Below are 26,694 nucleotides of genomic sequence, written 5' to 3' on the forward strand. Positions count from 1 at the left end.
AAACCTCGGGCCTGCCACCCAGCGGCAGGCTTGAAGGGACTGGGGCGCATCACAAACGCACTGCTCCCCACAAAACGCTGTGTGCAGGTGGTTAAAGTTTGAACCGCCCCACCACCTGCTCCAGCGATTGCGACAGTTTTTCCAGATCGGCCACCACTTGGCCGGCGCGGCTGATCTCGGCGTCGGACTGGGAGGCCTGATTGGACATCTGCTCCGCCGTGCGCGCCATGTCTTCGGTGGCCTTGGACTGTTCGCTGGCCGCGTCGCGGATTTCCGCCGCCTGCCGCACCACCAGCTGCATGCTGGACTGGATCTCGGCGATCTGGCGCTGCGCTTCCTCGGCCAATTGCACGCCGCCCTGCACCGCGCCATAGGTCTTGGCCACGCGCTCGCGGGCCTGGCCGGAGCCTTGCTGCATGCCGTCCACCATCTCATCGATTTCCACCGTGGCCTGGCTGGTGCGTTCGGCCAGCTTGCGCACTTCATCGGCCACCACGGCGAAGCCGCGGCCCTGCTCGCCGGCGCGGGCAGCCTCGATCGCCGCGTTCAAGGCCAAAAGATTGGTCTGGTCGGCGATATCCTTGATCACGCCGGCAATGCTGCCCACCTGGGCGGAGCGGCGCTCCAGCTGTTCCATCACGGTTTTCACTTCATCCATCGAGGCGGCGACGGAGCCGATCTCCACGCTGACCTTGCCCACCGCCTCCGCGCTCTGCGAGGACAGCGCGCCGGCCTGTTCCACCGCCTCGGCCGTGCCATGGCAGTTGCCGGCGATATGGCTGACGCTGACCGACAGCTGTTCGATGGTGGCGGCGGTGGTTTCGCTGAGGTCCGCGTTGTAGCGCGAGCCCTCGGACAGGCTTTGCGTCATGCGCGTCAACTCGCCGGCGCTGCGGTGCAGCTGCGCGCTTTGCTCGCGCACTTGCAGGAACATGGCGCGTAGCTGCTCCATGAAGCGGTTGAAGGCTTCGGCCACCTGGCCGGTTTCATCGCCGCTCTGCACCGGCAGGCGCAGGGTCAGATCGCCGTGGCCGGAACTCAGCGAGCGCATCGCGTTGCGCAGTTCCACCAGCGGACGGCTGATGAAGCCGGACACCCACCAGATCAACAGCAGCGACAACACCATCACCACCGCGTCGACCGCCACCACCCAGGCGATGGTGCGCGTCACCGCGCCGTAGACTTCGTCCGCGTCCATTTCCACCACCACGAACCAGTCGGCGCTGGGCATATAGCTGGAAGCGACGATGGTGGGGCCGCCCGGGCCATTGAAATGCGCCAGATTGAAGCCGGATTTGTTCAGCAATTGCGGCGCCACCTCGGCCATGCCCGGCAGGCCGGGCAGCAGGGTCTTATTCTGCATCAGCGCCGGATCGCGATGCAGGCGCACCTGGCCGCTGGCGTCCACCACATAGACCTGGCCATGCTCGCCCACGGCCATCTTGCGCACGCGCTCGGCCATCTGGGTCACGTCAAAACCCAGGGCGGCCACGGCGCGATGGCCCGGCTTGTCCTTGTTGGCCAGCACGTTGACGAACATCATCACCTGCTGCTTGCCGGTTTCCGAGCCCAGCGTGAACTGGCTGTCGCGGCCGGAAGCCAGAAAGTCGGCCAGCCACTTGTCGTTGCCCTTGGGGTCCGCCTTGACCGTGCCGTGATCGATGTAGATGTTCAGCGTCGCCTCGGAGGTCCAGGAGATGATGGAGGCGCCGGAGGTCTGCATCAGCGCCTTGGCGTAATGCTGCCAGGCGGCCACGCCGGATTCGGGCTCGCCGGCGGCGGTCCAGTCCAAGAGATAGGTGTTGGCCGCCATCTGGCGGGTCTGGCTCAAGGGCAGCGAGATGGACGCGTCCAGTTCGTTGCGGATGGCTTCCACCGTCGCCTTCAGTTCGTGCTGCTCCAGCCGCTCGGTCAACGCGGTCTTGAACATGCGGGTGGACACCACGCCGGCGATCGCCAGCGAAACAAGCAGGATCAGCGCCACGCTGACCAGGATTTTCTGTTTGACCGACCAGTTCTTGAACATCTTGCTGGCTTCCTGACATGAAAAAAAGGGAAAGCCCGGCCAACCCACTTGCCGGGCGAAACGACGATACAGCAGCGGATTCACTCACGGAATCCACCTTGAACCCATACCGGCGGAATATTGGCGGCAATTGTAACAAGGCTGTACAAGCGCAAGATGAATATTTTGCGAGAGATATCTTGATGTGGAGTAATTACCACACCCACGGCGGATTCAGCTCGGCTGACGGCGCGCCGGCTCGTTGTCGTGCAGGTAACGGGTGTAGATGTCGCGCGGCGGCTGGATGCCGCAATCGGCCAGGATGCGCCCCACCGCGCCGCGGTGGTAGCCGCCGTGGGTAATCACCTGCAGCAGCATCTCGGCCCGGCTCATCCGGCCGTGGCCGCCGTCGGTGAAGGCGAAATGGATGGTTTCCGACAGCCTCTCGGCGCTGAAGCCGGCCACATGGTCGAGATACCAGGCATCGGTGTCGCGCGCGGTTTCCAGCAGCTCGGCCAGTTCCGGCGTGTCTGGCGTATTGGTGGCGGCATAGCCATGCGGCTGGCTGGTCAGATTGCCGCGGAAGATGCGGTCCACCACGTGGATATGGTTGAGGATGCGGATGGCGGCATGGCGCTTCTCTGGGTGAGCCGCCGCGTCAAGCGTCGCCACCATCGCGTACAGCTCTTCATCGGCCCAGGATTTGCAGCGAAACAGCGAGTGAAACAGCGCGGTGTTCATCGAAAGTGTCCGGTCGGGATGAAAACGCCATTCTCTCACATGTCATTTCAAGATCATCCCCCTGCCCTATCGGCCATCCCTTCAAAACAAACCCCTAGCATGTGCCGAATAATCTCCTCGTCCGCGTATTTGCCGTAGACACGCAGGTATTCCACCGCCGGATCGCAGGTGCGGGCGTAGTAGCTGTACAGGATCACGTCGGCTGGCAGTTCGGCGCGCAGCTCGCCGGCCTCTTTCGCCTGCTCCACGATGCCCTGCAAAGTCTTGTGCAGCTTGATGGCGCGGCTGACGTAACGCAGGCTCCGCGTCAGCATGCCGCGCACCTGGGGGCTGGTGGATGGCAAAAAGGGCAGGCCGCCGGACAAACGCACCCGCAGCGCCCAGGCCAGCAAATCGCGCAGCCGGCCCAGCGGGCTCAGCGCGGCGTCCTGCGCGGCCAGGTAAGCCTGGGCATCGTCCAGCAGGCGGATCATCACCTCGGTGGCCAGCTCGTCCTTGGACTTGAAATGCTTGTACAGGCTGGGCTTGGAGATGCCGGCTTCGCCCGCCACGTCGTCCATGGTCATCAAGTCGAAGCCCTTGCTGGCCAGCATGCGGGTGGTGGCATCCAGCACCGCCTGTTCCCTCAGCTTGAATGCCTGATCCTTAAAGCTGAGCCTGCCGAGAATACCCATCAGTAACACCTTTTACTAAGTAGTAGCATTTTTTTCTTACCAGTTATATTCTGAATATAAAGCAGCCGACCCAGGCTGCCAAGCAAGGCTTGCACCCGCTTTTTCCATACAGGATTCACGGTGAACACACAGCAGCGACAACGCATCGCCGTCATCGGCAGCGGCATTTCGGGCTTGGCCTCCGCGCATTTTCTGGCGCGCCGGCATCTGGTGACCCTGTTTGAAGCCAACGACTATCTCGGCGGCCACACCCATACCGTCGATGTGGCGGTGGACGGCCTGCGCTTCGCCGTCGATACCGGCTTCCTGGTGTACAACGAACGCACCTATCCCAATCTGATCGCGCTGTTCCGGGAGCTGGACATCCCCAGCCATCCCACCGAGATGTCGTTCAGCGTGTCGCTGGACCACAGCAGGCTGGAATGGGCCGGCAGCAATCTGGACACCGTGTTCGCGCAGCGCGGCAATCTGCTGTCCGCCGGCTTCTGGGGCATGCTGGGCGACATCCTGCGCTTCAATCGGGAGGCCGAGCGCAATCTGGCCCGTGCGGTGCAGTCCCCGTTGACGCTGGGCGAGCTGTTGGACGCCGGCGGCTACGGGCGCCGCTTCCGAGATCACTACCTGCTGCCGATGGCGGCCGCCATCTGGTCCAGCCCCTGCCGCGACATCCTGGACTTTCCGGCGGAAACCTTTTTGCGCTTTTGCCTGAACCACGGCCTGCTGCAGATCCGCAACCGCCCGCCATGGCGCACGGTGCCGGGCGGCGCGCGGCAATATGTGGACAAGATCGCCGCCGGCCTCGACGACATCCGTCTGGGCACCCCGGTGCTGCGCGTCAGCCGGGTGGACGGCCAAGCCCGTGTCTTGACGCAGGCCAGCGAGGAAACCTTCGACGCGGTGGTGTTCGCCACCCATGCCCCGCAGACGCTGCGCTTGCTGGTGGACGCCGACGAACGCGAGCGCGCGGTGCTGCAGGCCGTGCGCTACCAGCCCAACGAGGCCGTGCTGCATTGCGACGACACCCTGCTGCCGCGCCGCCACCGCGCCTGGGCCGCCTGGAACTTCATCGGCGACAGCCACGACGACGGCCAGGCCGTCGGCGTCAGCTATCTGCTGAACCGGCTGCAGCCGCTGCCGCTGGACACGCCGGTCATCGTCACCCTGAACCCGCCGCGGCCACCGGCGGCGGACAAGGTGCTGGGCCGTTTCGCCTATCAGCACCCCCTGCTGGACGACAACGCCATCGCCGCGCAGCGCGCGTTGCGCGGCATCCAGGGCCGCCATGCCTGCTGGTTCGCCGGCGCCTGGACCGGCTACGGTTTTCACGAGGACGGGCTGAAGTCGGGACTGCGGGTGGCTGCGGACTTTGGCCTGGCGCCGGACTGGGCAAGGATCTGACATGGCCGACGCCTATCTGATCACCGGACAGGTCATGCATCACCGGCTGCGCCCGGCGCGCAACCGCTTCGTTTACCCGGTGTTCTGCCTGCGGCTGAAGCTGTCGGCGCTGGAGCGGCTGTCCAGCCTCTGTTTCGGCGTCGACCGCTGGCGGCCCTTGATGCTGCGCACCGCCGACTACGGCCCGCGCGACGGCAGCCCGCTGCTGCCGTGGATACGGGCCCGGCTGGCAGAGGCCGGCCTGCCGGCCGACGGCGAAGTGTGGCTGCAGACTTTCCCGCGCGTATTCGGCCACGTATTCAACCCGGTCAGCTTCTGGTACTGCCACGACGCCGCAGGCGAGCTGCGCGCGGTGCTGGCCGAAGTGAACAATACCTTCGGCGAACATCATGCTTATTTGCTCAGCGCCGAGCGCGGCGGGACCATCCAGCCCGCCAGCCAGCTGGTATGCCGCAAACTGCTGCATGTCTCGCCGTTTTGCCGCGTCGAGGGCCATTACCGCTTCCGTTTCGTCGAGCAAGCCGGCCATGCCCTGGTGCGCATCGATTATCACGACGAGGCCGGCGCGCTGCTCCACACCGCGCTGTCCGGCAGCATGGCCGCGCTGACCTCCGGCCGCGCCCTGCGCGCGCTGCTGCGGCAGCCGCTGCTCACGCTGGGGGTGGTCGCCCGCATTCATTGGCAGGCGCTGCGGCTGTGGCTCAAGCGCGTGCCGTTTTTCCGCAAACCCCATCCCCCCGCCGCGACGCTCAGCCGCGGCCAGGAGACCGCCCCATGAGCGCCAGCCAACCCCTCGCTCAACCCCGTCCCGACCTCCCCGCCGCCGGCCGCATGCTGCTGTCGCTGCTGGCCAAGCTGCGCCACGGCAGCCTGCGACTGACCACGCCGGATGGAGAGGAATTATGGTTCGGCCAGCCAAAGCAGCCGGCCGATGCCAGCCTGATCCTGGTTGACTGGCGCGCCTGCGCCCGCATCCTGCAGGGCGACGATATCGGCTTCGCCGAGGCCTACCGAAACGGCTGGCTGAACAGCCCGGACCTGACCGCCCTGCTGCGGCTGGCGCTGCGCAACGAGGACGCGCTGCAGCTGGGCGCGCTGGGGCGGCTGGCCAGCCAGCTGTGGCACCGGCTGCGCCACGCGCTGCGCGGCAACAGCCGGCGCGGCAGCCGCCGCAACATCCATGCCCACTACGATATCGGCAATGACTTCTACCGGCTGTGGCTGGACCCGAGCTGGACCTACTCCAGCGCCTGGTTCGACGGCGATTACCGCCGCTCGCTGGCCGACGCCCAGGCCGCCAAATACCAACGCATCTGCGACGAACTGCAACTGAAGCCTGGCATGCGCGTGCTGGAAATCGGCTGCGGCTGGGGCGGTTTCGCCGAGCATGCGACCCGGCGCGGCGTGGCCGTGCATGGCATCACCATCTCCCAGGCGCAGCTGGACTTCGCCCAAGGCCGGCTGGCCCATGAGCCGCTGGCGAGGCTGGAGTGGCGGGACTACCGGGATCTCCGCGGCCAGTACGACGCCATCGTATCGATCGAGATGTTCGAGGCGGTGGGCGAGCGTTACTGGGGCGGCTATTTCGACACGCTGCGCCGCTGCCTGAAGCCCGGCGGCCGCGCCTTGGTGCAAAGCATCACCATCGAAGAAGCGCGCTTTGAGCGTTACCGCGCCGAAGCCGATTTCATCCAGGCCTATATCTTCCCCGGCGGCATGCTGCCCAGCCGAGAACGCTTCCAGCGCGCCGCGGAACAGCGCGGCTTGGCCTGCCGCAACCGTCTGGACTTCGGCCCCGATTACGCCGAGACGCTGCGCCGCTGGCGGTCCGCCTTCGAAGCGCGGCTGCAGGAGGTGCGCGCCCAGGGCTTCGACGAGCCCTTCATCCGCCTGTGGCGGCTCTATCTGTGCTATTGCGAGGCCGGTTTCGACGAAAACCGCATCGGCGTGTCGCAATTCTTGCTGCAAAGGAGCTGAATCATGCGCCGCCCGCCCCTGCTCGCCATGGTCGCCTTGCTGGCCGGTTGCGCCGGCCCGGCAGTCAGCGATTACGCCGCCAACCGCCCGCTGCTGGACCCGGGCCAGTTTTTCCTCGGCAAGACCGAGGCCTGGGGCATGTTTCAGGACCGACAGGGCCGTCTGGTGAAGCGCTTTACCGTGGCGATGGACGGCGAACGCCGCGGCGATGAAATAGTGCTGAACGAGCGCTTCCAGTACAGCGACGGCACGCGGCAGCAACGTGTCTGGCGCTTGCAGCCACTAGGCGGCGGCCGTTGGCGCGGCCAAGCCGCCGACGTGGTGGGCGAGGCTCAGGGCGAAGCGGCCGGCAATGCGCTGCGCTGGCGCTATACCTTGCGGCTGCCGGTGGACGGGAAGGAATACGACGTCCAGTTTGACGACTGGATGTTCCTGCAGGACGACAACAGCCTGCTCAACCGCGCCACCATGAGCAAGTTCGGCTTCCCGCTCGGCGAAGTCACGCTGTTTTTCCGCAAGCCGGAGTCTGCGCGATGAAACTGCGCCTGAACCCGGCGATACCGGACTGGCGAGCGCGCCGGGTCTGGGTGATAGGCGCGTCCAGCGGCATCGGCGCCGCCCTGGCCGCCGAACTGCTGGACGCCGGCGCGGAAGTGATCCTGTCGGCGCGGCGCGCCGCGCCGATGCATGCCTTGGCCGACGGCCGCCCCGGCGCGCGGGTGGAAACGCTGGACGTGACCGATCCCACTTCCTGGCGCTCGGCCTGGGCGCGGCTGGAGGATGCCGCCGCGCTGCCGGACCTGGTGGTGTTCTGCGCCGCCGACTACCGGCCGCAGACCAGCCTGGACCTGCATGCCGAGGAAACCCGCCGCTTGCTCGACACCAATCTGCTCGGCGTCTACCTTGGCCTGGAGGTGGTGCTGCCGACGATGGCGCGGCAGGGCCGCGGCGGCGTGGCGCTGATCGCCAGCGTCGCCGGCTATGTCGGCTTGCCGGGCGCGGTCGTGTATGGGCCGGGCAAGGCGGCCCTGATCAACCTGGCGGAAATCCTGTACGCCGAACTCAAACCGCTGGGCTTGGCGGTGTATCTGGTCAATCCCGGCTTCGTCGCCACGCCGCTGACCGCCAAGAACGACTTCGCCATGCCCGGCCTGCTATCGCCGCGCGCAGCCGCCGGCAACATCATGCGCGGCCTGGCCCGCGGCCGTTTCGAAATCCATTTTCCCTGGCGCTTCACCCTGTGGCTGAAGCTGTTGCAGCTGCTGCCGTACTGGCTGCGGCTACCCTTGTTGACGAGGTTGGCACGCTGATGAAACGCATCCCTTCTCCCGACGCCTGGCAGGCGTTGCTGGACTGGTTCCAGACCTTGACGCCGGACAGCCTTGGCGAGATAAGCCGCTATTACGCGGACGAAGCCCGCTTCAAAGACCCGTTCAACGATGTGCGCGGCGTCGCCGCCATCGAAGCGGTGTTCCGCCACATGTTCAAGACCGTGGACGAGCCGCGCTTCACCGTGCTGCATGCGCTGCGCGATGGCGATCAGGCCTTCATCACCTGGGATTTCGACTTTGCCTATTCCGGCCGCCGCGTCAACATCCATGGCGGCAGCCATCTGCGCTTCGACGCCGACGGCAAGGTGATGCTGCACCGCGACTACTGGGACGCGGCGGAAGAGCTGTTCGAAAAGATTCCGCTATTGGGACTGCCTATCGCCTGGATGCGCAGGAAGCTGCGCGTGCCGGCATGAAGCCGGCTTTCCGCGGCAATAAGGCCGCGCTGCCGGCCAAGCCCTGCGCCGCCTGCGGCAAAACCATGGTTTGGCGCAAAAAATGGCAGCGCGACTGGAACGCAGTCAAATACTGTTCCGAACGCTGCCGCCGCCAGCGGGCAGGCCAGCCATGAGCGCAACGCTGTACTGGCTGCGCCAGGACTTGCGGCTGGACGACAACCCGGCTTTGCTGGCCGCCTGCGGCTGCGCAGCCTTGCTGCCGGTGTATTGCCACCGGCCCGCCCGCGACAGCGGCTGGGACTTCCCGCGTCTGGGCCGCCACCGCGCCGCCTTCATCGGCCAGGCCCTGGATAGCTTGCGCGCCGCCTTGAGCAGCCGCGGCAGCGCGCTGTGCGAGTTGCAAGGCCTGCCGGAAATCGTCTTGCCGGCGCTGGCGCGCGAAGTCGGCGCCGATCGCGTGGTATGCGAGCGCATCGCCGCGCCGGAGGAAGAGGCCGAAGCGTTGGCGCTGCGCCAAGCCGGCCTGCAGGTGTGCGAAATCTGGCAATCCAGCCTGTTCCTGCCGGAACAGCTGCCGTTTGCCATCGAACGGCTGCCGCCGGTGTTCACCGCCTTCCGCCGCGCGCTGGAGCAAACCGGACCACAGCCCTTGCCGCCGCAAGACGCCCCAGCCGCCTTACCGCCCTTACCGGCCGGCTGGACACCGCGCGAACCGCCTGCCCGCACGCCGGCGGCCATCGAACCACGCTCGTCCTTTCCCTACCATCTGCCGGCATGCCATGGCGGCGAAGCCGCGGCGCGCGCCCATTTCCAGCAATACCTGTCGCGCGGACTGCCGCATCGCTACAAGGCGACGCGCGACCGGCTGTACGGCGTCGACTTTTCCAGCAAGTTGTCTCCATGGCTAGCCAGCGGCGCGCTGTCGCCACGCCGGGTCTGGCAAATGCTGAAAGCGTTCGAAGCCAGGCACGGCGCAAGCGAAGGCAGCGGCTGGATAGGCTTCGAACTGCTGTGGCGCGATTACTTCCGCTTCCTGCACCTGCGGCATGGGCCGCGGCTCTATCACGCCGCGGGCCTGTCAGCCCTGCCGCCGCCCGCGCATGATGCGGCGGCGTTCCAGCGCTGGCGAAAAGGCGAAACCGGCCAGCCCCTGGTGGACGCGGCCATGCGCGAGCTGAGCGCCAGCGGCTATCTGTCCAATCGCTTGCGCCAGGTGGCCGCCAGCTATCTGATTTACGAGTGCGGCGGCGACTGGCGCGCCGGCGCGGCCTGGTTTGAATCGCAGCTGATCGATTACGACGCATGCAGCAACCAGGGCAACTGGCTGTATATCGCCGGCCGCGGCACCGATCCGCGCGGCGGCCGCCGCTTCAATCCCGAGCGCCAGGCGGCGGAGCACGATGCCCAAGGCCGCTACCGCGCGCTGTGGAGCACCACATGAGCGCGCGCAGGCGGCGCGATCCGCGCCCGCGCCCGCGCCAACCTCCAGACCGATGATGGGAACCAATATGTGGAAACGACGCATCACGCTGCTCGCCTTGGCGACCGCCCTGCTCGCCGGTTGCGACACCGCGCCGCCGCCCGGCATCGCCCCGGTGCGGCCCTTCCAACTGACGCGCTATGAGGGCCGCTGGTACGAGATCGCCCGGCTGGACCACCGCTTCGAGCGCGGCCTGACCGCCGTCAGCGCCGACTACAGCCTGAACCCGGACGGCAGCATCCGCGTGGTCAACCGCGGCTACGACCCCGCCATCGCCGGCTGGCGCGAAGCGGTGGGCAAGGCCTGGTTCAATGGCCTGTCCGATGTCGCCTCGCTGCGGGTATCGTTCTTCGGGCCGTTCTACGGCGGCTACCATGTGGCGGCGCTGGACCCGGACTACCGCTGGTCGGTGGTGGTGGGGCCGGACAAGGACTATCTATGGCTGCTCGCGCGCGACAAGCAGCCGCCGGCGGCCGCCAAAACGGCCTTGCTGGCGGTGGCGTCCAAGCTGAAGGTGCCGGCCGATCAGCTGATCTGGGTAGAGCAAAACCGTGCCGACAACTAAGACGCGCCTGAATCCGGACAAGCTGCTGAACAGCAAATGGACCGCCGCCGCGCCGCGAAACAAGGAAAAGCACTTCCTAGGGGCTGTTGACGTTTGGTGAGCGGTCGCGCCGGAGCGCATTTCGCGGCGAATCGAGGCGTTTCGCGCGCCGCATAGTCATTCTCTGCCAGCGCGGAACAACGAAGAGTCGGCGCGAAAGGCGCCCGGCCCTACGGGTTTGGCCGCTTTGGGCCGGGAGCCACGTTGCCCAGCCCTTGCATAGAATGACTATGCGTCGGACTGCGCGCCTTGCTTCCGGTCCAAATCGGCGCAAACGCGATCCACTCACCAAACGTCAACAGCCCCTAGTGGTGGCGCTGAACCGCCCCGCGCCGGACGGGCCGGTGCAGACGGTGACGCTGGAGGCCGTCTACACCCGCCGCCAATCCGAACTGCCGTGGCGCGCGCTGACCGACGCCGCGCAATGGCTGCAAGGCTGGAGATAGCTTCGCCCCCAGTCTGGCGAAATCGATAGCCTCAGGCGGCAGGCTTGCCGTAGGCGATCAGGAACACCTCGACAGCCGACGCCACCCAGGCAGGCCGAGCCTCTTTAGGCGCCAGCTCATCCACCAGGCCGGTGATCATCGCCACCTGGCATTCGGCATGCAGCAGGCCATGAAAATGCATGGCCGCCGTCCATGGCGACGCCTCGCGCAGGCGGCCGGCCCGCATCTCCGCAGCCATGAACTCCGCCAGCTTGCCCCAACCGACCTTGGGACCGTTTTCATAGAACAGCAGCCCTACTTCGGAGCGGCTGCCGCTGCCCATCACGATGGCGCGCAAGGCGCGCAGCTCCGGACTGAACAGATTGTCCAGATACGCCTCGCCGAAATCCTGCAGCACCGCCGGCAGGTCGCCGCCCGGCACCAGCCTGACATAAACCTGGGACATCTCTGAGGCCAGACAGGCCATCACTTCCAGAAACAGCGCCTCTTTGGACGAGAAGTAGTTGTAAAGCGTGGCCTTGGAGCCGCCGGCGCGGGTGGAAATCTCCGACATCGACGCCGCCTCGTAGCCGCGCTCCAGAAACACTTCGGTCGCCGCGGCGACGATCGCCTGACGCTTGCTTTCGCTTTTTGTACGCATATCCACCTTTAAACTGAACCGTACAGTTCAATTTTTCTTGACAGGGCATTTCACTCGAAATATAACTATACCGTACCGTACAGTTTAAACCAATAACACCCGGATAGAGACCATGAGAATCCCCCATCCTTCGCCGCATCCGCTGCCCGCCATCGGCCTGCTGGCCGCATTGGCGCTGTTGAGCGGCTGCGCCGCGCTGCCCGACATGGGCCCGGCGCCGCAACCCAAACCGCTGCAACAATACCAGAATACCCAAAGCCTGCCCTCCGGGCAGGGTCAATGGGCCAACAGCCAATGGTGGCTGAAATACGACGACGCGCAGCTCCACCAGTTGATGGACGAGGCCCTGCGCCAAGCGCCGGACCTGGCCGCCGCCCGCGCCCGCGTCGAACACGCCGAGGGCTTGGCCCAGCAGGCCGGCGCCGCGTTGCTGCCCGGCGCGGACCTGAACGCGGCGATCAACCGCGACAAACAAAGCTACAACAACGGCATGCCGGCGCCGACGGGTTTCAACACCAGCGGCCGCGCCACGCTGGACTTCAGCTACGAGCTGGACTTCTGGGGCAAGAACCGCGCGGCCGTCGCCGCCGCCACCTCGGAGCTGACCGCCGCCCAGGCCGACGCGGCCGAGGCCCGGCTGATGCTGACCACCTCCCTGGCCGCCGGCTATGCCGAACTGGCGCGGCTGTTTGCCGAGCGCGACGCCGCCGCCCAGGCGCTGGACGTGCGCAGCCACACCGCGACGCTGATGCGGGAGCGGCAACAGCAAGGCATGGAAACGCTGGGCAGCGTGCGCCAGGCCGAATCGCGCGAAGCCGCCGCCCGCGCCGACCTGGAAGCAGCCGACGAGAGCATCGCGCTGCAACGCCACAGCCTGGCGGCCTTGATCGGCGCCGGGCCGGACCGCGGCCTGGCCATCGCCCGGCCGGCATCCGGCTTGTTTCGAGGCCAACAGCTCCCGGCCACGCTGGCGGCCGAGCTGCTGGGCCGCCGACCGGATCTGGCAGCCGCCCGCCTCCGCGCCGAAGCCGCGGGCAAACGCATCGACGTGGCCCAGGCCCAGTTCTACCCCAACGTCAATCTCACCGCCTTCGTCGGCGCCCAGTCGCTGGGGCTGGACCTGTTCGCCAAGAGCGGTTCCGGCATAGCCGGAATCGGCCCGGCGATCAATCTGCCTATTTTCCGCGGCGGCCAATTGCAGGGCCAGTACCGCGTGGCCCGCGCCGATTACGACGCCGCCGTCGCCAGCTATGACGCTACCTTGAGCCAGGCGCTGCGCGAAGTGGCCGATGCCGTCAGCAGCCAGGCTTCGCTGACGCCGCAGCTGGAACAACGCCGCCTGGCGCTGCAAACCGCCGATGAGGCCTACCGCGTCAGCCAGAACCGCTACCAGGGCGGCTTGGCCAACTATCTGGACGTGCTGAACACCGAAGACACGGTCATCGCCAGCCGCCGCAGCCTGGCTTCGCTGGAAGCCCGCCGCTTGTCGCTGGACATCGCGCTGATCAAGGCGCTGGGCGGCGGCTATCAACCATCCGAACCCGCCCGCTGAGGCCGCAGGCAAACCTAAACAAGGACTACCCAACATGAGCGAAAACGTACAAGCCCTGCCGGCCTCCGAAGCGCCCGCCGCCGCCGGCAACCCCATGCAACGCAAGAAGCTGTTCACCCTTCTGTTCGGCGCGGTGGCCGCCGCCGCCGTCGCCTACGGCGCTTACTGGACGCTGATCGCCTCCCGCCATGTCAGCACCGACAACGCCTACGTCGCCGCCGAAATCGCCCAGGTGACGCCGGAAGTGGCCGGCACCGTCAAGGAAGTCAAAGTCGTCGATACCCAGCCGGTGAAAGCCGGCGACGTGCTGGTGGTGTTGAACGACAGCGACGCCAAACTGGCGTTGGCCCAGGCCGAAGCCGACCTTGCCCGCGCCGAGCGCCGGGTCAAAGGCTATTTCGCCAACGACGAAGGCCTGTCGGCCCAGGCCCAGGCGCGCAGCGCCGACCAGGCCCGCTCCGCGGCGCAGCTGGCTTCGGCCCGCGCCGATCTGCAACGCGCCAAACTCGACCTGCAGCGCCGCCAGGCGCTGGCGAAAAGCGGATCGGTGTCCGGCGAAGAGCTGAGCAACGCGCAGAATGCCTTTGCCACCGCCGAGGCCAATCTGAAAGCCGCCGAGGCCGCCAGCCGCCAGAGCGAGGCCAATTACCGCGCCGCCGTCGGCAGCCTGAAAGCCAACCAGACGCTGACCGCCGACAGCACGGTGGACAGCAACCCGGAAGTCGCGCTGGCGCGCGCCAAGCGCGACCAAGCCAAGCTGGACCTCGCGCGCACGGTGATCCGCGCCCAGGTGGACGGCGTGGTGGCCAAGCGCCAGGCGCAGGTGGGGCAGCGCGTGCAGTCCGGCACGCCGTTGATGTCGGTGGTGCCGCTGCAGGACGCGCATGTGGACGCCAACTTCAAAGAAGTGCAATTGAGCAAGGTGCGCGTCGGACAGCCGGTGGAGCTGACCGCCGACCTGTACGGCGGCAAGGTGGTGTACCACGGCAAAGTGGCCGGGCTGTCTGGCGGCTCCGGCGCGGCGTTTGCCATGATTCCGGCGCAGAACGCCACCGGCAACTGGATCAAGGTGGTGCAGCGGCTGCCGGTGCGCATCGCGCTGGACCCGGCCGAACTGAAGGCCCATCCGCTGCAGGTGGGGCTGTCGATGGAAGCCACCGTCGACGTCAGCGAGTGAGGCCGCCATGTCTAGCGCGAATCCCGCGGCCGGCGGCATCCAACAGCCGCTGACCGGCAATATGCTGTGGCTGGCGGCGCTGGTGCTGGCCGCCGCCAACTTCATGGTGGTGCTGGACACCACCATCGCCAATGTGTCGGTGCCCAATATCGCCGGCGGCCTGGCGGTGTCGTCCAGCCAGGGCACCTATGTCATCACCTCGTACGCGGTGGCCGAGGCCATCACCGTGCCGCTGACCGGCTGGCTGGCGGCGCGGCTGGGCACCGTGCGGCTGTTCGTCGGCTCCATGCTGCTGTTCGGCGTGTTCTCCATCCTGTGCGGCCTGGCCGGCTCGCTGGAGATGCTGGTGCTGTTCCGCGTGCTGCAAGGCCTGGCCGGCGGCCCGCTGATGCCGATGTCGCAGACGCTGCTGCTGCAGATTTTTCCCAAGCATAAGGCCGGCGCGGCGATAGGCTTGTGGAGCATGACCACGCTGATCGCTCCCATCATGGGGCCGATCCTGGGCGGCACCTTGTGCGATCAGGCCAGCTGGCCGTGGATCTTCTACATCAACGTCCCCATCGCCCTGGGCTGCGGCATGCTGGGCTGGAATCTGCTCAAGCGCTACCAGAGCCAGGTGGTGAAGCTGCGCGTGGATGTGATGGGGCTGGCGCTGCTGATGGTATGGGTGGCCTCGCTGCAGCTGATGCTGGACAAGGGCAAGGAGCTGGATTGGTTCGGTTCGCCGCTGATCGTGGCGCTGGCCATTACCGCGCTGGTCGGCTTCGCCGCCTTCCTGATCTGGGAGCTGACCGAGGCCCAGCCCATCGTCAACCTCAGGGTGTTCCGCCATCGCGGCTTCTGGGCCAGCGTGCTGACCATCTCCCTGGCCTTCGGCTCCTTCTTCGGCGCCACCGTGCTGACGCCGCAATGGCTGCAGACCTATATGGGCTACACCGCCACCCAGGCCGGCTACGCCACGGCGATGAGCGGCATCCTGGCGGTGACGGTGGCGCCGATCGCGGCCAAGCTGTCCACCCGGCTGGACCCGCGCAAGCTGGTGTTTTGCGGCGTGATGTGGCTGGGCTGCGTCACGCTGTACCGCAGTCTCTCCACCACCGACATGGGTTTCTGGCAAGTGGCGCTGCCGCTGCTGTTCCAGGGCCTGGGCATGCCGTTCTTCTTTGTGCCGCTGACCGGGCTGGCCATGGCCAGCGTGGAACCGGCGGAGATGGCGTCCGCCGCCGGTCTGATGAGCTTCATGCGCACGCTGTCCGGCGCCTTCGCCACCTCGCTGGTCACCACCGCCTGGGACGACAAGGCCAGCTACAACCACGCCGAGCTAGCCGGCATGGTGGATTCGAGCGGCGACGCACTGCGCGCGCTGACCGGCGGCGGCATGAGCGATGGCGCGGCCTGGGGCACCATCGAGCATGCGCTGCAGACGCAGAGCATCATGCTGTCCACCAACCAGATCTTCTGGCTGGCCGGCCTGTCCTTCGTGGTGGCCGCCTGCGCCATCTGGCTGGCGCCCAAGCCTAAGCGCGTGGCCGACACCAGCCAGGCGCACTAAGACGCCTGGCTGCCGATTTCACCAGCTTGCCCCGCGCCCTTGTGGCCGGGGCTTTTTTCATCCTGTCTACAAGACCAGCCCTTACATATCGACACCTTCCTGTAACAGACCTTTACATATAGTGCGGGGTATCAATATGACAAACGGTCGCATGACCGGCCGGCGCCTTCGTCCCCCAACACCTACAGACAGGACACCCCTTACACATGAAACACGCTATGACGCGGCTGGCGCTGACGCTCGCCGCCGCCCTCGCCGGCCAAGCTGTCCAGGCCGACCCCCTCCTGCCCATCCGCCAGCACACCTTCGCCCAGGCCTGCCAAGCGCAATGGGGCGGCGAAAGCGCGCGCAGCCAGTGGGTCAAAGACGATGGCCGCGGCGGCCTGGCCTATGCGCCGCTGAACGGCAACGGCGACCGCATCATGGACTTCTCTAGCGCCGGCTATATGGGCGGCGGCGTGGCGCTGCCGGCCGCGCCGGTGAAGGCGACAGTGAAACCCAGCGGCAGCGCGGCCAGCGACCTCGCCAACATCCAGGCCGCCCTCGCCAAGGTGGCCGCCTTGCCCGCAATCAAAGGCGTGCGCGGCGCGGTGCTGCTGGCGCCCGGCACGTTTCTGCTGAATGAGCCGATCCCACTCAACCAGGACGGCGTGGTGCTGCGCGGCAGCGGTTCCGGAGCGGGCGGCACCGTGCTGAAGGCCGCAGGCGACGGCCACTTCATGCTGAGCCTGGGCGGCGCAAATGGCAGCCTGACGCCCAGCGGCGCCGCGGCCGCCATCACCGACAGCTATCTGCCCTCCGGCGGCCAAGTCCTGCATGTCTCCGACGCCTCCGGCTTCCAGCCCGGCGACGCGGTGATGGTGCGCCGCCGCGCCAGCGCCGAGTGGATACACTTCATGAACATGGACACCCTGGTGCGCGACGGCAAGCCGCAAACCTGGATCAATGCCGGCAACAACAACGAGTACTGGCTGCGCACCGTCACCGCAGTCAACGGCAAGCAACTGACGCTGGACATCCCGCTGTCCGACTCCTTCGACAGCGGCTATCTGGGACCGAATGGCGGCAGCGTGCAGAAATACCAGGCCAGCGGCTTTGCCGGCCAGATCGGCGTCGAGCATCTGGCGCTGGAAGGCCTGCCGCGCGGCGCGGGCGCCGACTACGGCGTGGCCACGCTGGACAACCTGGCCGATGGCTGGCTCAACGACATCCAGGCCCACAACTTCACCACCGGCGTGGTGGTGGGCAAGCAGGCGCGCCGCCTCACCTTGGAAAGCATCGCGCTGAATCACGACCACAACAACGTCGATTGCAAGGGCGCCAAGGAGTTTGAATTCAGCATCGCCGGCAGCCAGGTGCTGGTGGACCGCAGCTCGTCCACCGGCAGCAAGAAATCGTTCTACTACGCCACCCAGTCGCAGGCAGGCGGGCCGAATGTGCTGCTGCATTTCACCGGCCGGGCGGAAGCCTGCGGCAATATCGAACCGCACCAGCGCTGGGCCACCGGCCTGTTGGTGGACAACGCCGACGTCAGCGGCGCGATCGGCCTGGGCAACCGCGGCACCGACGGCAGCGGCCACGGCTGGAGCATGGGCTGGGGCGTGGCGTGGAACGCCAAGGCCGATCAGCTGGCCATCGCCGCGCCGCCCGGCGGCACCAACTGGGCGATAGGCAGCAGCGGCCAGCTGACGCCGTATCTGCCGGACGCCAAGCAACTGGACCCGGCGCCCAAACTCGGCGCGGTGGACTCGCCGGGCGTGCGCGTCGGACCGGACAGCTTGTATCTGATGCAGCTGTGCCAGCGGCTGGGGCCGCAGGCGGTGAAGAACATCGGCTACTGATAGCCGGCTGAAACGACCAGAGGCCCGGATGGGCCTCTTTCATTTTGATCCCGCCGAGGATCAATCCTCCCGCGTCAGCACTTCCAAGAGCTCGATCTCGAACACCAGATTGGAATGGGCCGGAATGCGGTCGCCGATCTGGCGTTCGCCATAGGCCAGATGCGCCGGCACCCACAGCTTGCGCTTGCCGCCCACCTTCATGCCCATCATGCCTTGGTCCCAGCCCTTGATCACGCGTCCGGTGCCGATCACGCACTGGAAGGGGCGGCCCTTGTCCACGGAGGAGTCGAACTTGGTCCCATCCTCCAGCCAGCCGGTGTAGTGAGTGGTGATCAGCGCGCCGCGCACGGCTTCCTTGCCCTCGCCCACCACCAGGTCTTCCATCTTCAGTTCTTCGCTCATGCTCTTCATCCACTGCTTGGCCCGCGCGGGCGACAAAACCGTATTGTAACCCGCGCGGCGGACTCAGGCGTCCCAGGCCGGGGCGAAGTCCGGATCGGCGATGCGGCCGCCGTCTTCCAGGCCGGCGATGCGCGCCATGTCCGCGTCGTCCAGCCGCAGCGTCAGCGCCTCCAGATTGGCCGCCAGATTGGCGCGCTTGGTGGACGACGGGATCACCGCGATGTCCTGCTGCAACTGCCAGGCCAGCGCCACCTGGGCCGCCGTGGCGCCATGCTTCCGGGCAATGTCCAGCAGCACCGGATCCTGGATCACGCGGCCGTAGGCCAGCGGCATGTAGCCGGTCAGCGCGATGGCGTGTTGGCGGCAGAAGGCGCGCACCTTCAGGTTTTGCAGATACGGATGCACTTCCAGCTGGTGGGTGGCGATGGCGCCCGCGCCGACGACGGCGATGGCTTGCTCCAGATGCTTGATGGTGAAGTTTGATACGCCGATCTCGCGGGTCAACCCCAATTGTTTGGCCTCGGCCAGTTGCTCCATATACACCGCCATAGGCACTTCGTCCTTAGGCGACGGCCAGTGGATCAGCGTCATGTCCACCTGCTCCAGCCCCAGCTTGTCCAGGCTTGCGCGCAGGCTGGGAATCAGCTTGCCCTGGGCAAACTGGTCGGTCCATATCTTGGTGGTGACATACAGCTCGCCGCGCGGCAGGCCGCTCTTGGCGATGGCGCGCCCCACGTCCGCCTCGTTGCGGTAGATTTGCGCGGTGTCGATATGGCGGTAGCCCAACTCCAGCGCCATGGCGACGGCGTCTTCGGCCTGTTGTTCCTTGAGGCGGAAAGTCCCCGCGCCCAGTTTTGGCATTTGCATGATGCGTTTCCTTATTGTGAAGCCGGGCGGGGAGCGCCCGGCGCAAGAATCAGATACGGTCGGCCGCGATCGGCATGCTTTCATCATCGACAGCGTCCAGCCTACCGGACCAGGCCGTCAACAGCCAAGCCGCCAACACGATCAAGGCGCCCACCCACGGCGTGGCCATCAGCCCCAGCCGCTCGACAACCAGCCCGCCCAAGCCGGCCCCGCCGGCGATGCCGACATTGAAGGCCGCGATGTTCAGGCCGGACGCCACATCCACCGCGTGCGGCACACGCGCCTTGGCCTGCGATACCACGTAAAGCTGCAAGCCAGCCACATTGCCGAAGGCCACCGCGCCCCAGGCCAGCGCCGTCAGCGCCACCAGCCATTTGGAGCCGGCGGTGAAGGTCAGGGCCAGCAGCACCAGCGCCAAGCCGGCGAAGATGATCTTCAAGGCGGCCACCGCTCCCTTGCGGTCGGCCAGGCGGCCGCCCCAGATATTGCCCACGGCCACCGACACGCCGTACAACAGCATGATCAGCGCCACCGCGCCCGGCGCGTAGCCAGCCTGATGCTCCAGCATCGGCGCCAGAAAAGTGAAGGCGGTGAATGATCCGCCATAACCCAGCGCGGTCATCGCATACACCAGCAAAAGACGCGGCTGGGCCAGCACGGCCATCTGGCTGGCGAAAGAGGTGGGCGCCGGCTTGGGCAGGTTGGCCGGCACCAGGATCAGGCTGCCCAGCAAAGCCAGCACGCCGAGCAGCGCGACGGCCAGGAAAGTGGCCTGCCAACCGAAATGCTGGCCGATGAAGGTGCCCAGCGGCACGCCGGTCACCAGCGCCACGGTCAGTCCGGAGAACATCAGCGCGATGGCGCTGGCGCCCTTGTCCTTAGGCACCAGGCTGGTGGCCAGCGTCGAGCCTATCGAGAAGAACACGCCGTGCGCCAGGCCGGTCAGCACGCGGGCGGCGATCAGCGCCTCATAGCCCGGCGCCTGCCAGGCCACCAGGTTGCCGACGGTGAACAGCGCCATCAGACCGCTCAACAGCCACTTGCGCGGCAGGCGGCCAGTCAGCGCCGTCAGCAGCGGCGCGCCGACGGCCACGCCCAGCGCGTACAGGCTGACCAAGAGGCCGGCCGACGGCAGCGACACCTGGAGGCTGGCGGAAATGGTGGGAATCAGGCCGACGATGACGAATTCCGTCGTGCCGATGGCGAAGGCGCTGAGGGTGAGCGCCCATAGTGCGAGAGGCATGCTGTGCTCCTGTTTCCCATCCCATTTAGAGCCGATGACTTTGTCGGCTGCGCTGCTCGGGCCTTGCCGTACTGGATGTACTGTCTGCGGCCCTGCTCGCTTGCCTTCGCGTCCTCGGCTCCAACTGGAATGGGTGGGTTTGAAATCAGGACACCGATTGTCCGCGCTTGCCCGGTACGGAAAAATGGGGTGTAGTGAGAAGGTCTTTTGCGTGGAAATTGATAATGCTCAGCACGGAAAGCCTGATTACGTTTATTGCAATCATGGATTGCGGCTCGTTCACCGCCGCCGCCGACAAGCTTGGCGTCACGGCCTCCAATGTCAGCCGCAGCCTGGCGCAGCTGGAAAAGCAGCTGGGCGTGCGGCTGCTGACCCGCACCACGCGGCGGCTGGACCTGACAGCGGAAGGCGCCTGGCTGCTGGAACGCGCCCGCGCCATTGTGGAGAACCTGAGCGACACCGAGCAGCAGCTGCAAGCCGCCGCCGCCCGCCCTTCCGGCCTGGTGCGCGTCAACGCCGCCATCCCGGTGCTGGATCATCTGCTGGCGCCTCATCTGGCCGGTTTCCAGGCGCGCTATCCGGATATCCGGCTGGAGCTGACCGGCGCGGAGGCGGTGGTGGATCTGATCGCCGAAGGCGCGGATCTGGCGATACGCGTCGGCCCGCTGGCCGACTCCACCCTGAACGCGCGCCTGCTGTGCGAAAGCCCGCTGCGCCTGGTTGCCGCGCCGGGCTATCTGCAGATGCGCGGCCGGCCGCAAACGGCGGCGGACCTGGCCAGCCACAGGCTGCTCGGCTTCACCAGCCCGGCCACGCTGAACCTGTGGCCCCTGGGGCCAAACGGCCTGCGCGTGACGCCGTCGCCGGCCGCATCCAGCGGCGCCACCTTGCGCGCGCTGGCGCTGCAGGGCTGCGGCATCGCCTGTCTGGCGGACTTCCTGGTGGGGCCGGACATCGCGGCCGGAAGGCTGGAAGCCATCCTGCTGCCCGAGCGCCAAGCTTGGAAACAGCCGATCTGGGCAGTGTTCTACAAACAAGGCCGCCCGCTGCCGCGCATTGCCTGTCTGGTGGACTATCTGGCGGCGGCGCTGGCTTGAATCCAGCCTGCGGAGATTTTCAAACCACCGACACGCAATGCCATTAGAATAAGCCAGGACCGGGGAACTCCCCTGCCCCGCCGGTCTCATACCCAGCGTACCGTTTTGCCCGGCAGGCGCGACATTCGCCCGTCGGCTACCGCAGTTTGCAGTTGTTCCCCTTTCCAGAAATGACAGGAGAAGCGCCATGCAATTGAACGGAAAAGTCGCACTGATTACCGGCGCCGCCAGCGGCATCGGCAAGGAGATCGCCCTGGTCTACGCCCGCGCCGGCGCGGCGGTGGCCATTGCCGACATCAATCTGGACGCCGCCCGCAAGACGGCCGACGAGATCGTCACCGCCGGCGGCAAAGCCATCGGAGTGGCGATGGACGTCACCAATGAGGACGCGGTCAACCAGGGCACCCAGCAGGTGGTGGACGCCTTCGGCCAGCTGGACATCCTGGTGTCGAATGCCGGCATCCAAATCGTCAACCCCATCGTCAATTACAGCTTCGCCGACTGGAAGAAAATGCAGGCCATCCATGTGGACGGCGCCTTCCTCACCACCAAGGCCGCGCTGCCGCACATGTACAAGGATGATCGCGGCGGCGTGGTGATCTACATGGGTTCGGTGCACTCGCACGAAGCCTCGCCGCTGAAGTCCGCCTACGTCGCCGCCAAGCACGCGCTCTTGGGTCTGGCCCGCGTGCTGGCCAAGGAAGGCGCGCCGCATAATGTGCGCTCGCATGTGATCTGCCCCGGCTTCGTGCGCACCCCGCTGGTGGACAAGCAGATTCCGGAACAGGCCAAGGAGCTGGGCATCAGCGAGGACGAAGTGATCAAGCGCGTGATGCTGGGCAACACCGTGGACGGCGTGTTCACCACGGTGGACGACGTGGCGCAGACCGCGCTGTTCCTGGCCGCCTTCCCCAGCGCCGCCCTCACCGGCCAATCGTTCGTGGTCAGCCACGGCTGGTTCATGCAATAAGGAGCCATCATGGCGCTGGATAAACTCAATCCGGCCTGCCACGCCGACGCCGGGATCTACCATAGCCCGGCGCTGCCGCCCGACCACCGCTATCAAGTGGTGGCGCTGGTGCTGCAGGGCGGCGGGGCGCTGGGCGCCTATCAGGCTGGCGTCTACCAGGGGCTGGCCGAGGCCAAGCTACACCCGAACTGGGTGGCCGGCATTTCCATCGGCGCGCTGAACGCCGCCATCATCGCCGGCAATCCGCCGGAGAAACGCGCCGAGCGGCTGGAACAGTTTTGGACCACCATCAGCCGCCAGCCGCTGCTGCCGCCCAGCCCGCACAATCTGCTGGAGCCGAGCCATCCGCTGCCTCCGGTCGTCCAGGGCTGGCTGAATGGCTTGGAAGCCTGGCGCGCGTTGACCGAGGGCCAGAACGGCTTCTTCGTGCCGCGCTCGCCGTTGCGGCGCCACGCCGGCGGCACCGCCAGCTTCTACGACACCTCGCCGCTGAAGAGCACGCTGGAGAGCCTGGTGGATTTCGACCGGCTGAACGACAGCGGAGAGATGCGGGTATCGGTGGGCGCGGTCAATGTGAAGAGCGGCAACTTCGTCTATTTCGACAACACCCGCGACAAGCTGCGCGCCGAACACTTGATGGCCTCCGGCGCCTTGCCGCCGGGCTTCCCGGCGGTGGAGATAGACGGCGAGTACTACTGGGACGGCGGCATAGTGTCCAACACCCCGCTGCAGCAAGTGCTGGCGGCCAAACCGCGCAAGCATTCGCTGGTATTCCAGGTGGACCTGTGGAATGCGCGCGGCGCGCTGCCGGAGGACTTGTCCAAAGTGGCGATCCGGCAGAAAGACATCCAGTTCTCCAGCCGCACTCGGATGATCACCGGCTATATGAAGGAAACGCAGCAGTTCCGCCAGATGCTGCGCGCCGTGATGGAGCTGGTGCCGGAGGAACAGCGGCAGGCGCCGGCCTACCGACGCGCCGCCGAACAGGCTTGCAGCCGCTTGTTCAACGTGGTGCACCTGATTTATCAGGACAAACCCTTCGAAGGCCATTACAAGGACTACCAGTTCAGCGCCAGCACCATGCGCGACCACTGGAGCAGCGGCCTCGACGACATCCGCTCCAGCCTGTCGCATCCGGAATGGCTGCGCATGCCGCCGCAGGAGCATCCCTTCGTCACCCACGACGTCCATCGCCGCGCCTGATCTTGCAAGCGCTTGCAGGCTCCCGCCCGGGAGCCTTTTTGCTGCCGTACCCAGGCAATTTGCTATGCTTGAGCAGTGCGACAGGGCGGGTAGTCACGATGGAATGGATAGCGGTGTGACGGGATGGATGAAATGGTGCTTGCTGGGGATGAGCTTGTGTCTGCAAATCGCGGCAGCCGAACCAGCCGTACGCTTGCTCACCGAGGACGATCCGCCGTTCAACTACCCGAACGAACATGGCGGCGTCACCGGCATTTCCACCGAGATGGTGACGGAAACCTTTCGCCGCGCCGGCATTCCCTACTCGATTGAGATCATGCCCTGGCTCAGAGCCTATAACCTGGCCCAGGTCGACTCGAAAACCTGCCTCTACTCCACCACCCGCAACGATGAACGCGAAAAACTGTTCCAGTGGGTAGGCCCATTGCTGAAAAACGACTGGGCCGTGTTTGCCGGACCGCACAGCCCGGCCAGCGTGCAGGACATGGCCGCCCTCAAATCCTTCAGCATAGGCGGCTATCGCGGCGACGCGGTGGCGCAGTATCTGCAAAACCGCGGGTATAAAATCGAATACACCTCGGATGATGTGCTGAACCTGCGCAAGCTGATGGCCGGCCATATCGACTTCTGGGCCTCCGGCATCTATCACGCCCACTTCCTGGTCGAACGTGAGCGCTTGGGCCCTCTGCGCCAGGTGGCGACCTTCTCGTCCAGTTACCTGTATCTGGCCTGCCACCCGCAAACGCCGCCCGCCACCCTGGCGCGGCTGAATGCCGCTCTGGACGCCATGCGGCATGATGGCTTCATCGACGCGCTGAAGAAACGCTACCTGGCCTCGCAGTAAAGCCGTGTTTCGCACGGGCAGAGAATATTATGCGGCATGCGCCACGCCATGATTCGTCGTGAAACGCACCTCAGCGCAAGCGCTCGTCAAACGTCAACCGCCGCTAGACATTTAACCGGCGACAAACGAAGATGCCGATACGATGAAACTACCGAGAACCAGCATCGAGCAATGGCGAATCCTCCAGGCCGTCGTGGACTATGGCGGCTTCGCCCAGGCCGCGCAGCAGCTGTATCGCAGCCAATCCGCCATCAGCTACACCATTGCGCGCCTGCAAGAACAAATCGGCGTCGCCTTGCTGGAGCAAGAGGGACGCCGCATGCGGCTGACGGAAGCCGGCGCCGCGCTGTTGCGCGATGCCATTCCGATTGCCGATAGCTTGGTCAAGCTGGAGGAACGCGCGCAGACGCTCCGTCAAGGATGGGAGGCCGAGATACGCCTGGCCGTCGATTCGCTGTACCCAACCGAACCGCTGCTCAAGACGCTCGAGCAATTTGCGCTTCTGCATACCGGAACGCGGCTGCAGCTGCACGAAACCGTCATGTCCGGCACCGATGACGCCCTATTCAACGGCAAGGTCGACTTGGCCATTGGCGGCATGGCGCCGCCCGGCTTTCTGGGGGACTGGTTGTTGGATGCCGAATTCATCGCCGTGGCCGCGCCTCAGCATCCTTTGCACCAACTCGGGCGCGAACTGCATATGGACGAGCTGGCGGAGCATACCCAAGTCGTGGTGCGGGACTCCGGTTCGCGCGAGCCGCGCGACGCCGGCTGGCTCGGCGCCAAGCAGCGCTGGACCGTGAGCCGGGTTGAAACTTCGATTGAAACCGTGCGCGCCGGGCTCGCCTATGCCTGGCTGCCCAAGCATCGCATCGCTCAGGAGCTGGAGACGGGCGCGCTGCGGCCGCTGCCGCTGGCGGCAGGACAGCGCCGCTTCGCCTCGCTGTACCTGATTTACGCGGACCCGGCCGCCACCGGGCCGGCCACGCGGGCATTTGGCCAGCTATTGCAAGAAACGACCGCGGCATGGCGCGAACGCTGCCATACCGAGGCCTAGGCCGCGCTATTCGGCCGTGCTGACAATGCGGATCTGACCGGACAATACCTTGTGAATCGGGCATTGGTTGGCGATCTCGGTCAGCCTCGCCTTCTGCTCTGCGTCGAGCTGACCGATATAGCGCATATGCCTCTCCAACACGAAAGCGCCATCCCGCTCGGCATATGCTACCCGCACGTCGACATCCGCCAAATCCCATGCCTTGCGCTTGGCGTACAAGGCCAGGGTCAGCGCTGTGCAGGCGCCCAGCGAAGCCGCCAACAACTGATGCGGAGTAAAGCCGGTGTCTTCGCCGCCTATCGCCGGCGGCTCGTCCGCCAGCAGGGTATGGTTTCCTGCCGTCACCACTTGTTGCAGTTTTCCGCTGCCGCGAGTCACTTTCACTTCCATTGCACGCTCCTATGGGCTGTCATTTGCTAGGCGGCAGGTCGAACCACAACACCTCGGCCTGTGCGCCATCGCTCAGCTTCAAATCGGCGCCCCCGAACACTTTGACGCCATCACCGGCCTCCAGCGGATAACCATTCAGCAGCACGCTGCCGCGCGCCACGTGCAAATAGCCATTGCGCCCGTTCTGTTGCGACCATTCGATCTCTTCCTCGCCGTCCACCAGCGCCGCATACAGGCTGGCATCTTGGTGAATGCGCAAGGAATCATCCCGCCCATCCGGCGAAACCACCAGGCGCAACTTGCCGCGCTTCTCTTCGCTGCTGAAGTGGCGTTGCTGATAACTCGGCGTCAGGCCCTTACGGTCCGGCAAAATCCAGATTTGCAGGAAGTGCACCGGTTCGGCGTGCGAGTGATTGAACTCGCTATGGGAAATGCCATGGCCGGCTTCCATCATCTGCACGTCGCCGGGGCGGATCACCGAACCGGTGCCTAAGGTGTCCTTATGCTCCAGCGCGCCGTCCAACACATAAGAAATGATCTCCATATCGCTATGCGAATGGGTAGTGAAACCCGCGCCGCGCGCCACCGTATCGTCATTGATCACCCGCAGAACGCTGAAGCCCATCTGCTCTGGGTTGTAGTAATGGGCAAAGGAAAAGGTATGCCAGCTGTTGAGCCAGCCATGGTTGGCGTGGCCGCGTTGATTGGCTTTGAGGACTTGCAGCATGGTCGTTTTCCTTTCAGGCAAGGGGTTGATGGCTGTAGTTTGAACCCTAATTAATTGAATGGAAAACGCAAAAAATAG

The 26,694-nt window shown here is 66.0% G+C and carries 28 protein-coding genes; 19 read left to right on the top strand and 9 right to left on the bottom strand.

Translation table 11 applies throughout. The features are described from left to right. Positions 1–91 precede the first annotated feature (91 nt). The 3 genes from C2134_RS16770 to C2134_RS16780 form a co-directional block, all read right to left on the bottom strand. Positions 92–2,110, bottom strand: a complete 2,019-nt coding sequence (locus tag C2134_RS16770; RefSeq protein ID WP_103321254.1) for a methyl-accepting chemotaxis protein — start codon at positions 2,108–2,110, stop codon at positions 92–94. 129 nt (positions 2,111–2,239) lie between these two features. Beyond that, a complete protein-coding gene (locus tag C2134_RS16775) occupies positions 2,240–2,746 on the bottom strand; it encodes a DinB family protein (RefSeq protein WP_103321255.1) in 507 nt (168 codons plus the stop codon). A 53-nt stretch (positions 2,747–2,799) separates the two neighbouring features. Beyond that, positions 2,800–3,420: a TetR/AcrR family transcriptional regulator gene (locus C2134_RS16780; RefSeq protein WP_103321256.1), complete on the bottom strand. Its 621-nt coding sequence runs from the start codon at positions 3,418–3,420 to the stop codon at positions 2,800–2,802. A gap of 120 nt (positions 3,421–3,540) precedes the next feature. Here C2134_RS16780 and C2134_RS16785 point away from each other — a divergent pair, with 120 nt between their 5' ends. The 10 genes from C2134_RS16785 to C2134_RS21755 all read left to right on the top strand — a co-directional run bounded on the left by C2134_RS16785 (position 3,541) and on the right by C2134_RS21755 (position 11,054). After that, complete coding sequence (locus C2134_RS16785) at positions 3,541–4,818, top strand: NAD(P)/FAD-dependent oxidoreductase (protein WP_103321257.1); 1,278 nt, start codon at positions 3,541–3,543, stop codon at positions 4,816–4,818. A gap of 1 nt (position 4,819) precedes the next feature. Then, positions 4,820–5,596 carry a DUF1365 domain-containing protein gene (locus C2134_RS16790; protein ID WP_103321258.1) on the top strand — a complete coding sequence of 259 codons (777 nt, stop codon included), beginning with the start codon at positions 4,820–4,822 and terminating at the stop codon, positions 5,594–5,596. Beyond that, positions 5,593–6,795 (top strand): SAM-dependent methyltransferase, encoded by a 1,203-nt coding sequence (locus C2134_RS16795; RefSeq protein WP_103321259.1) that lies wholly within the window; start codon positions 5,593–5,595, stop codon positions 6,793–6,795. The genes C2134_RS16790 and C2134_RS16795 overlap by 4 nt, the downstream gene beginning before the upstream one ends. 3 nt (positions 6,796–6,798) lie before the next feature. Further along, positions 6,799–7,332: a DUF3833 domain-containing protein gene (locus C2134_RS16800; protein WP_103321260.1), complete on the top strand. Its 534-nt coding sequence runs from the start codon at positions 6,799–6,801 to the stop codon at positions 7,330–7,332. Continuing rightward, entirely contained in the window at positions 7,329–8,105 is a 777-nt protein-coding gene (locus C2134_RS16805; protein WP_103321261.1) for an SDR family NAD(P)-dependent oxidoreductase, read from the top strand. The genes C2134_RS16800 and C2134_RS16805 overlap by 4 nt, the downstream gene beginning before the upstream one ends. Then, complete coding sequence (locus tag C2134_RS16810; RefSeq protein ID WP_103321262.1) at positions 8,105–8,542, top strand: nuclear transport factor 2 family protein; 438 nt, start codon at positions 8,105–8,107, stop codon at positions 8,540–8,542. The genes C2134_RS16805 and C2134_RS16810 overlap by 1 nt, the downstream gene beginning before the upstream one ends. After that, a complete protein-coding gene (locus C2134_RS22230) occupies positions 8,539–8,697 on the top strand; it encodes a DUF2256 domain-containing protein (RefSeq protein ID WP_103321263.1) in 159 nt (52 codons plus the stop codon). The genes C2134_RS16810 and C2134_RS22230 overlap by 4 nt, the downstream gene beginning before the upstream one ends. Beyond that, positions 8,694–9,965: a DASH family cryptochrome gene (locus C2134_RS16820; protein ID WP_103321264.1), complete on the top strand. Its 1,272-nt coding sequence runs from the start codon at positions 8,694–8,696 to the stop codon at positions 9,963–9,965. Before C2134_RS22230 ends, C2134_RS16820 begins: the two co-directional genes overlap by 4 nt. Positions 9,966–10,032: 67 nt before the next feature. After that, positions 10,033–10,569: a lipocalin family protein gene (locus tag C2134_RS16825; protein ID WP_083340924.1), complete on the top strand. Its 537-nt coding sequence runs from the start codon at positions 10,033–10,035 to the stop codon at positions 10,567–10,569. A gap of 350 nt (positions 10,570–10,919) precedes the next feature. Then, a complete protein-coding gene (locus C2134_RS21755) occupies positions 10,920–11,054 on the top strand; it encodes a TIGR02450 family Trp-rich protein (protein ID WP_199179966.1) in 135 nt (44 codons plus the stop codon). A gap of 31 nt (positions 11,055–11,085) precedes the next feature. Here the strand turns inward: C2134_RS21755 and C2134_RS16835 are convergent, their stop codons facing one another. After that, entirely contained in the window at positions 11,086–11,694 is a 609-nt protein-coding gene (locus C2134_RS16835) for a TetR/AcrR family transcriptional regulator (RefSeq protein WP_103321266.1), read from the bottom strand. Positions 11,695–11,806: 112 nt separating this feature from the next. Between C2134_RS16835 and C2134_RS16840 the strand changes: the two genes are divergently transcribed. From C2134_RS16840 to C2134_RS16855, 4 genes are all read left to right on the top strand, one after another. Continuing rightward, on the top strand, positions 11,807–13,246 hold the full coding sequence (locus tag C2134_RS16840) for an efflux transporter outer membrane subunit (protein ID WP_103321267.1): 1,440 nt from the start codon (positions 11,807–11,809) through the stop codon (positions 13,244–13,246). Between the two features lie 34 nt (positions 13,247–13,280). Further along, a complete protein-coding gene (locus C2134_RS16845; protein ID WP_304529173.1) occupies positions 13,281–14,423 on the top strand; it encodes an HlyD family secretion protein in 1,143 nt (380 codons plus the stop codon). Between the two features lie 7 nt (positions 14,424–14,430). Beyond that, positions 14,431–15,975, top strand: a complete 1,545-nt coding sequence (locus tag C2134_RS16850; RefSeq protein ID WP_103321268.1) for a DHA2 family efflux MFS transporter permease subunit — start codon at positions 14,431–14,433, stop codon at positions 15,973–15,975. 206 nt (positions 15,976–16,181) lie between these two features. Then, positions 16,182–17,816 (top strand): hypothetical protein, encoded by a 1,635-nt coding sequence (locus C2134_RS16855; protein WP_146042192.1) that lies wholly within the window; start codon positions 16,182–16,184, stop codon positions 17,814–17,816. A gap of 60 nt (positions 17,817–17,876) precedes the next feature. Here C2134_RS16855 and C2134_RS16860 read toward each other — a convergent pair whose 3' ends face one another. The 3 genes from C2134_RS16860 to C2134_RS16870 form a co-directional block, all read right to left on the bottom strand. Further along, positions 17,877–18,218 (bottom strand): FKBP-type peptidyl-prolyl cis-trans isomerase, encoded by a 342-nt coding sequence (locus tag C2134_RS16860; protein WP_103321270.1) that lies wholly within the window; start codon positions 18,216–18,218, stop codon positions 17,877–17,879. Positions 18,219–18,281: 63 nt separating this feature from the next. After that, complete coding sequence (dkgB, locus tag C2134_RS16865) at positions 18,282–19,085, bottom strand: 2,5-didehydrogluconate reductase DkgB (RefSeq protein WP_103321271.1); 804 nt, start codon at positions 19,083–19,085, stop codon at positions 18,282–18,284. 49 nt (positions 19,086–19,134) lie between these two features. Continuing rightward, positions 19,135–20,328, bottom strand: coding sequence for an MFS transporter (locus C2134_RS16870; protein WP_103321272.1), 1,194 nt, complete (start codon positions 20,326–20,328; stop codon positions 19,135–19,137). Between the two features lie 224 nt (positions 20,329–20,552). On the opposite strand from C2134_RS16870, the gene C2134_RS16875 reads away from it, so the two are divergent. From C2134_RS16875 to C2134_RS16895, 5 genes are all read left to right on the top strand, one after another. Then, positions 20,553–21,425: a LysR substrate-binding domain-containing protein gene (locus tag C2134_RS16875; RefSeq protein ID WP_103321273.1), complete on the top strand. Its 873-nt coding sequence runs from the start codon at positions 20,553–20,555 to the stop codon at positions 21,423–21,425. A 187-nt stretch (positions 21,426–21,612) separates the two neighbouring features. Beyond that, positions 21,613–22,395: a 3-hydroxybutyrate dehydrogenase gene (locus tag C2134_RS16880; protein WP_103321274.1), complete on the top strand. Its 783-nt coding sequence runs from the start codon at positions 21,613–21,615 to the stop codon at positions 22,393–22,395. A gap of 9 nt (positions 22,396–22,404) precedes the next feature. Continuing rightward, positions 22,405–23,598 carry a DUF3734 domain-containing protein gene (locus C2134_RS16885; protein WP_103321275.1) on the top strand — a complete coding sequence of 398 codons (1,194 nt, stop codon included), beginning with the start codon at positions 22,405–22,407 and terminating at the stop codon, positions 23,596–23,598. Positions 23,599–23,713: 115 nt separating this feature from the next. Continuing rightward, positions 23,714–24,442: a substrate-binding periplasmic protein gene (locus C2134_RS16890; protein ID WP_158248797.1), complete on the top strand. Its 729-nt coding sequence runs from the start codon at positions 23,714–23,716 to the stop codon at positions 24,440–24,442. Between the two features lie 142 nt (positions 24,443–24,584). Further along, entirely contained in the window at positions 24,585–25,499 is a 915-nt protein-coding gene (locus tag C2134_RS16895) for a LysR family transcriptional regulator (RefSeq protein WP_103321277.1), read from the top strand. Between the two features lie 6 nt (positions 25,500–25,505). Here C2134_RS16895 and C2134_RS16900 read toward each other — a convergent pair whose 3' ends face one another. Further along, on the bottom strand, positions 25,506–25,889 hold the full coding sequence (locus C2134_RS16900) for an OsmC family protein (RefSeq protein WP_103321278.1): 384 nt from the start codon (positions 25,887–25,889) through the stop codon (positions 25,506–25,508). A 19-nt stretch (positions 25,890–25,908) separates the two neighbouring features. Continuing rightward, a complete protein-coding gene (locus C2134_RS16905; RefSeq protein WP_103321279.1) occupies positions 25,909–26,616 on the bottom strand; it encodes a pirin family protein in 708 nt (235 codons plus the stop codon). Positions 26,617–26,694: the final 78 nt, after the last annotated feature.

This window comes from Chromobacterium sinusclupearum (assembly GCF_002902845.1).
In the GTDB taxonomy this organism is placed as follows: Bacteria; Pseudomonadota; Gammaproteobacteria; order Burkholderiales; family Chromobacteriaceae; genus Chromobacterium; species Chromobacterium sinusclupearum.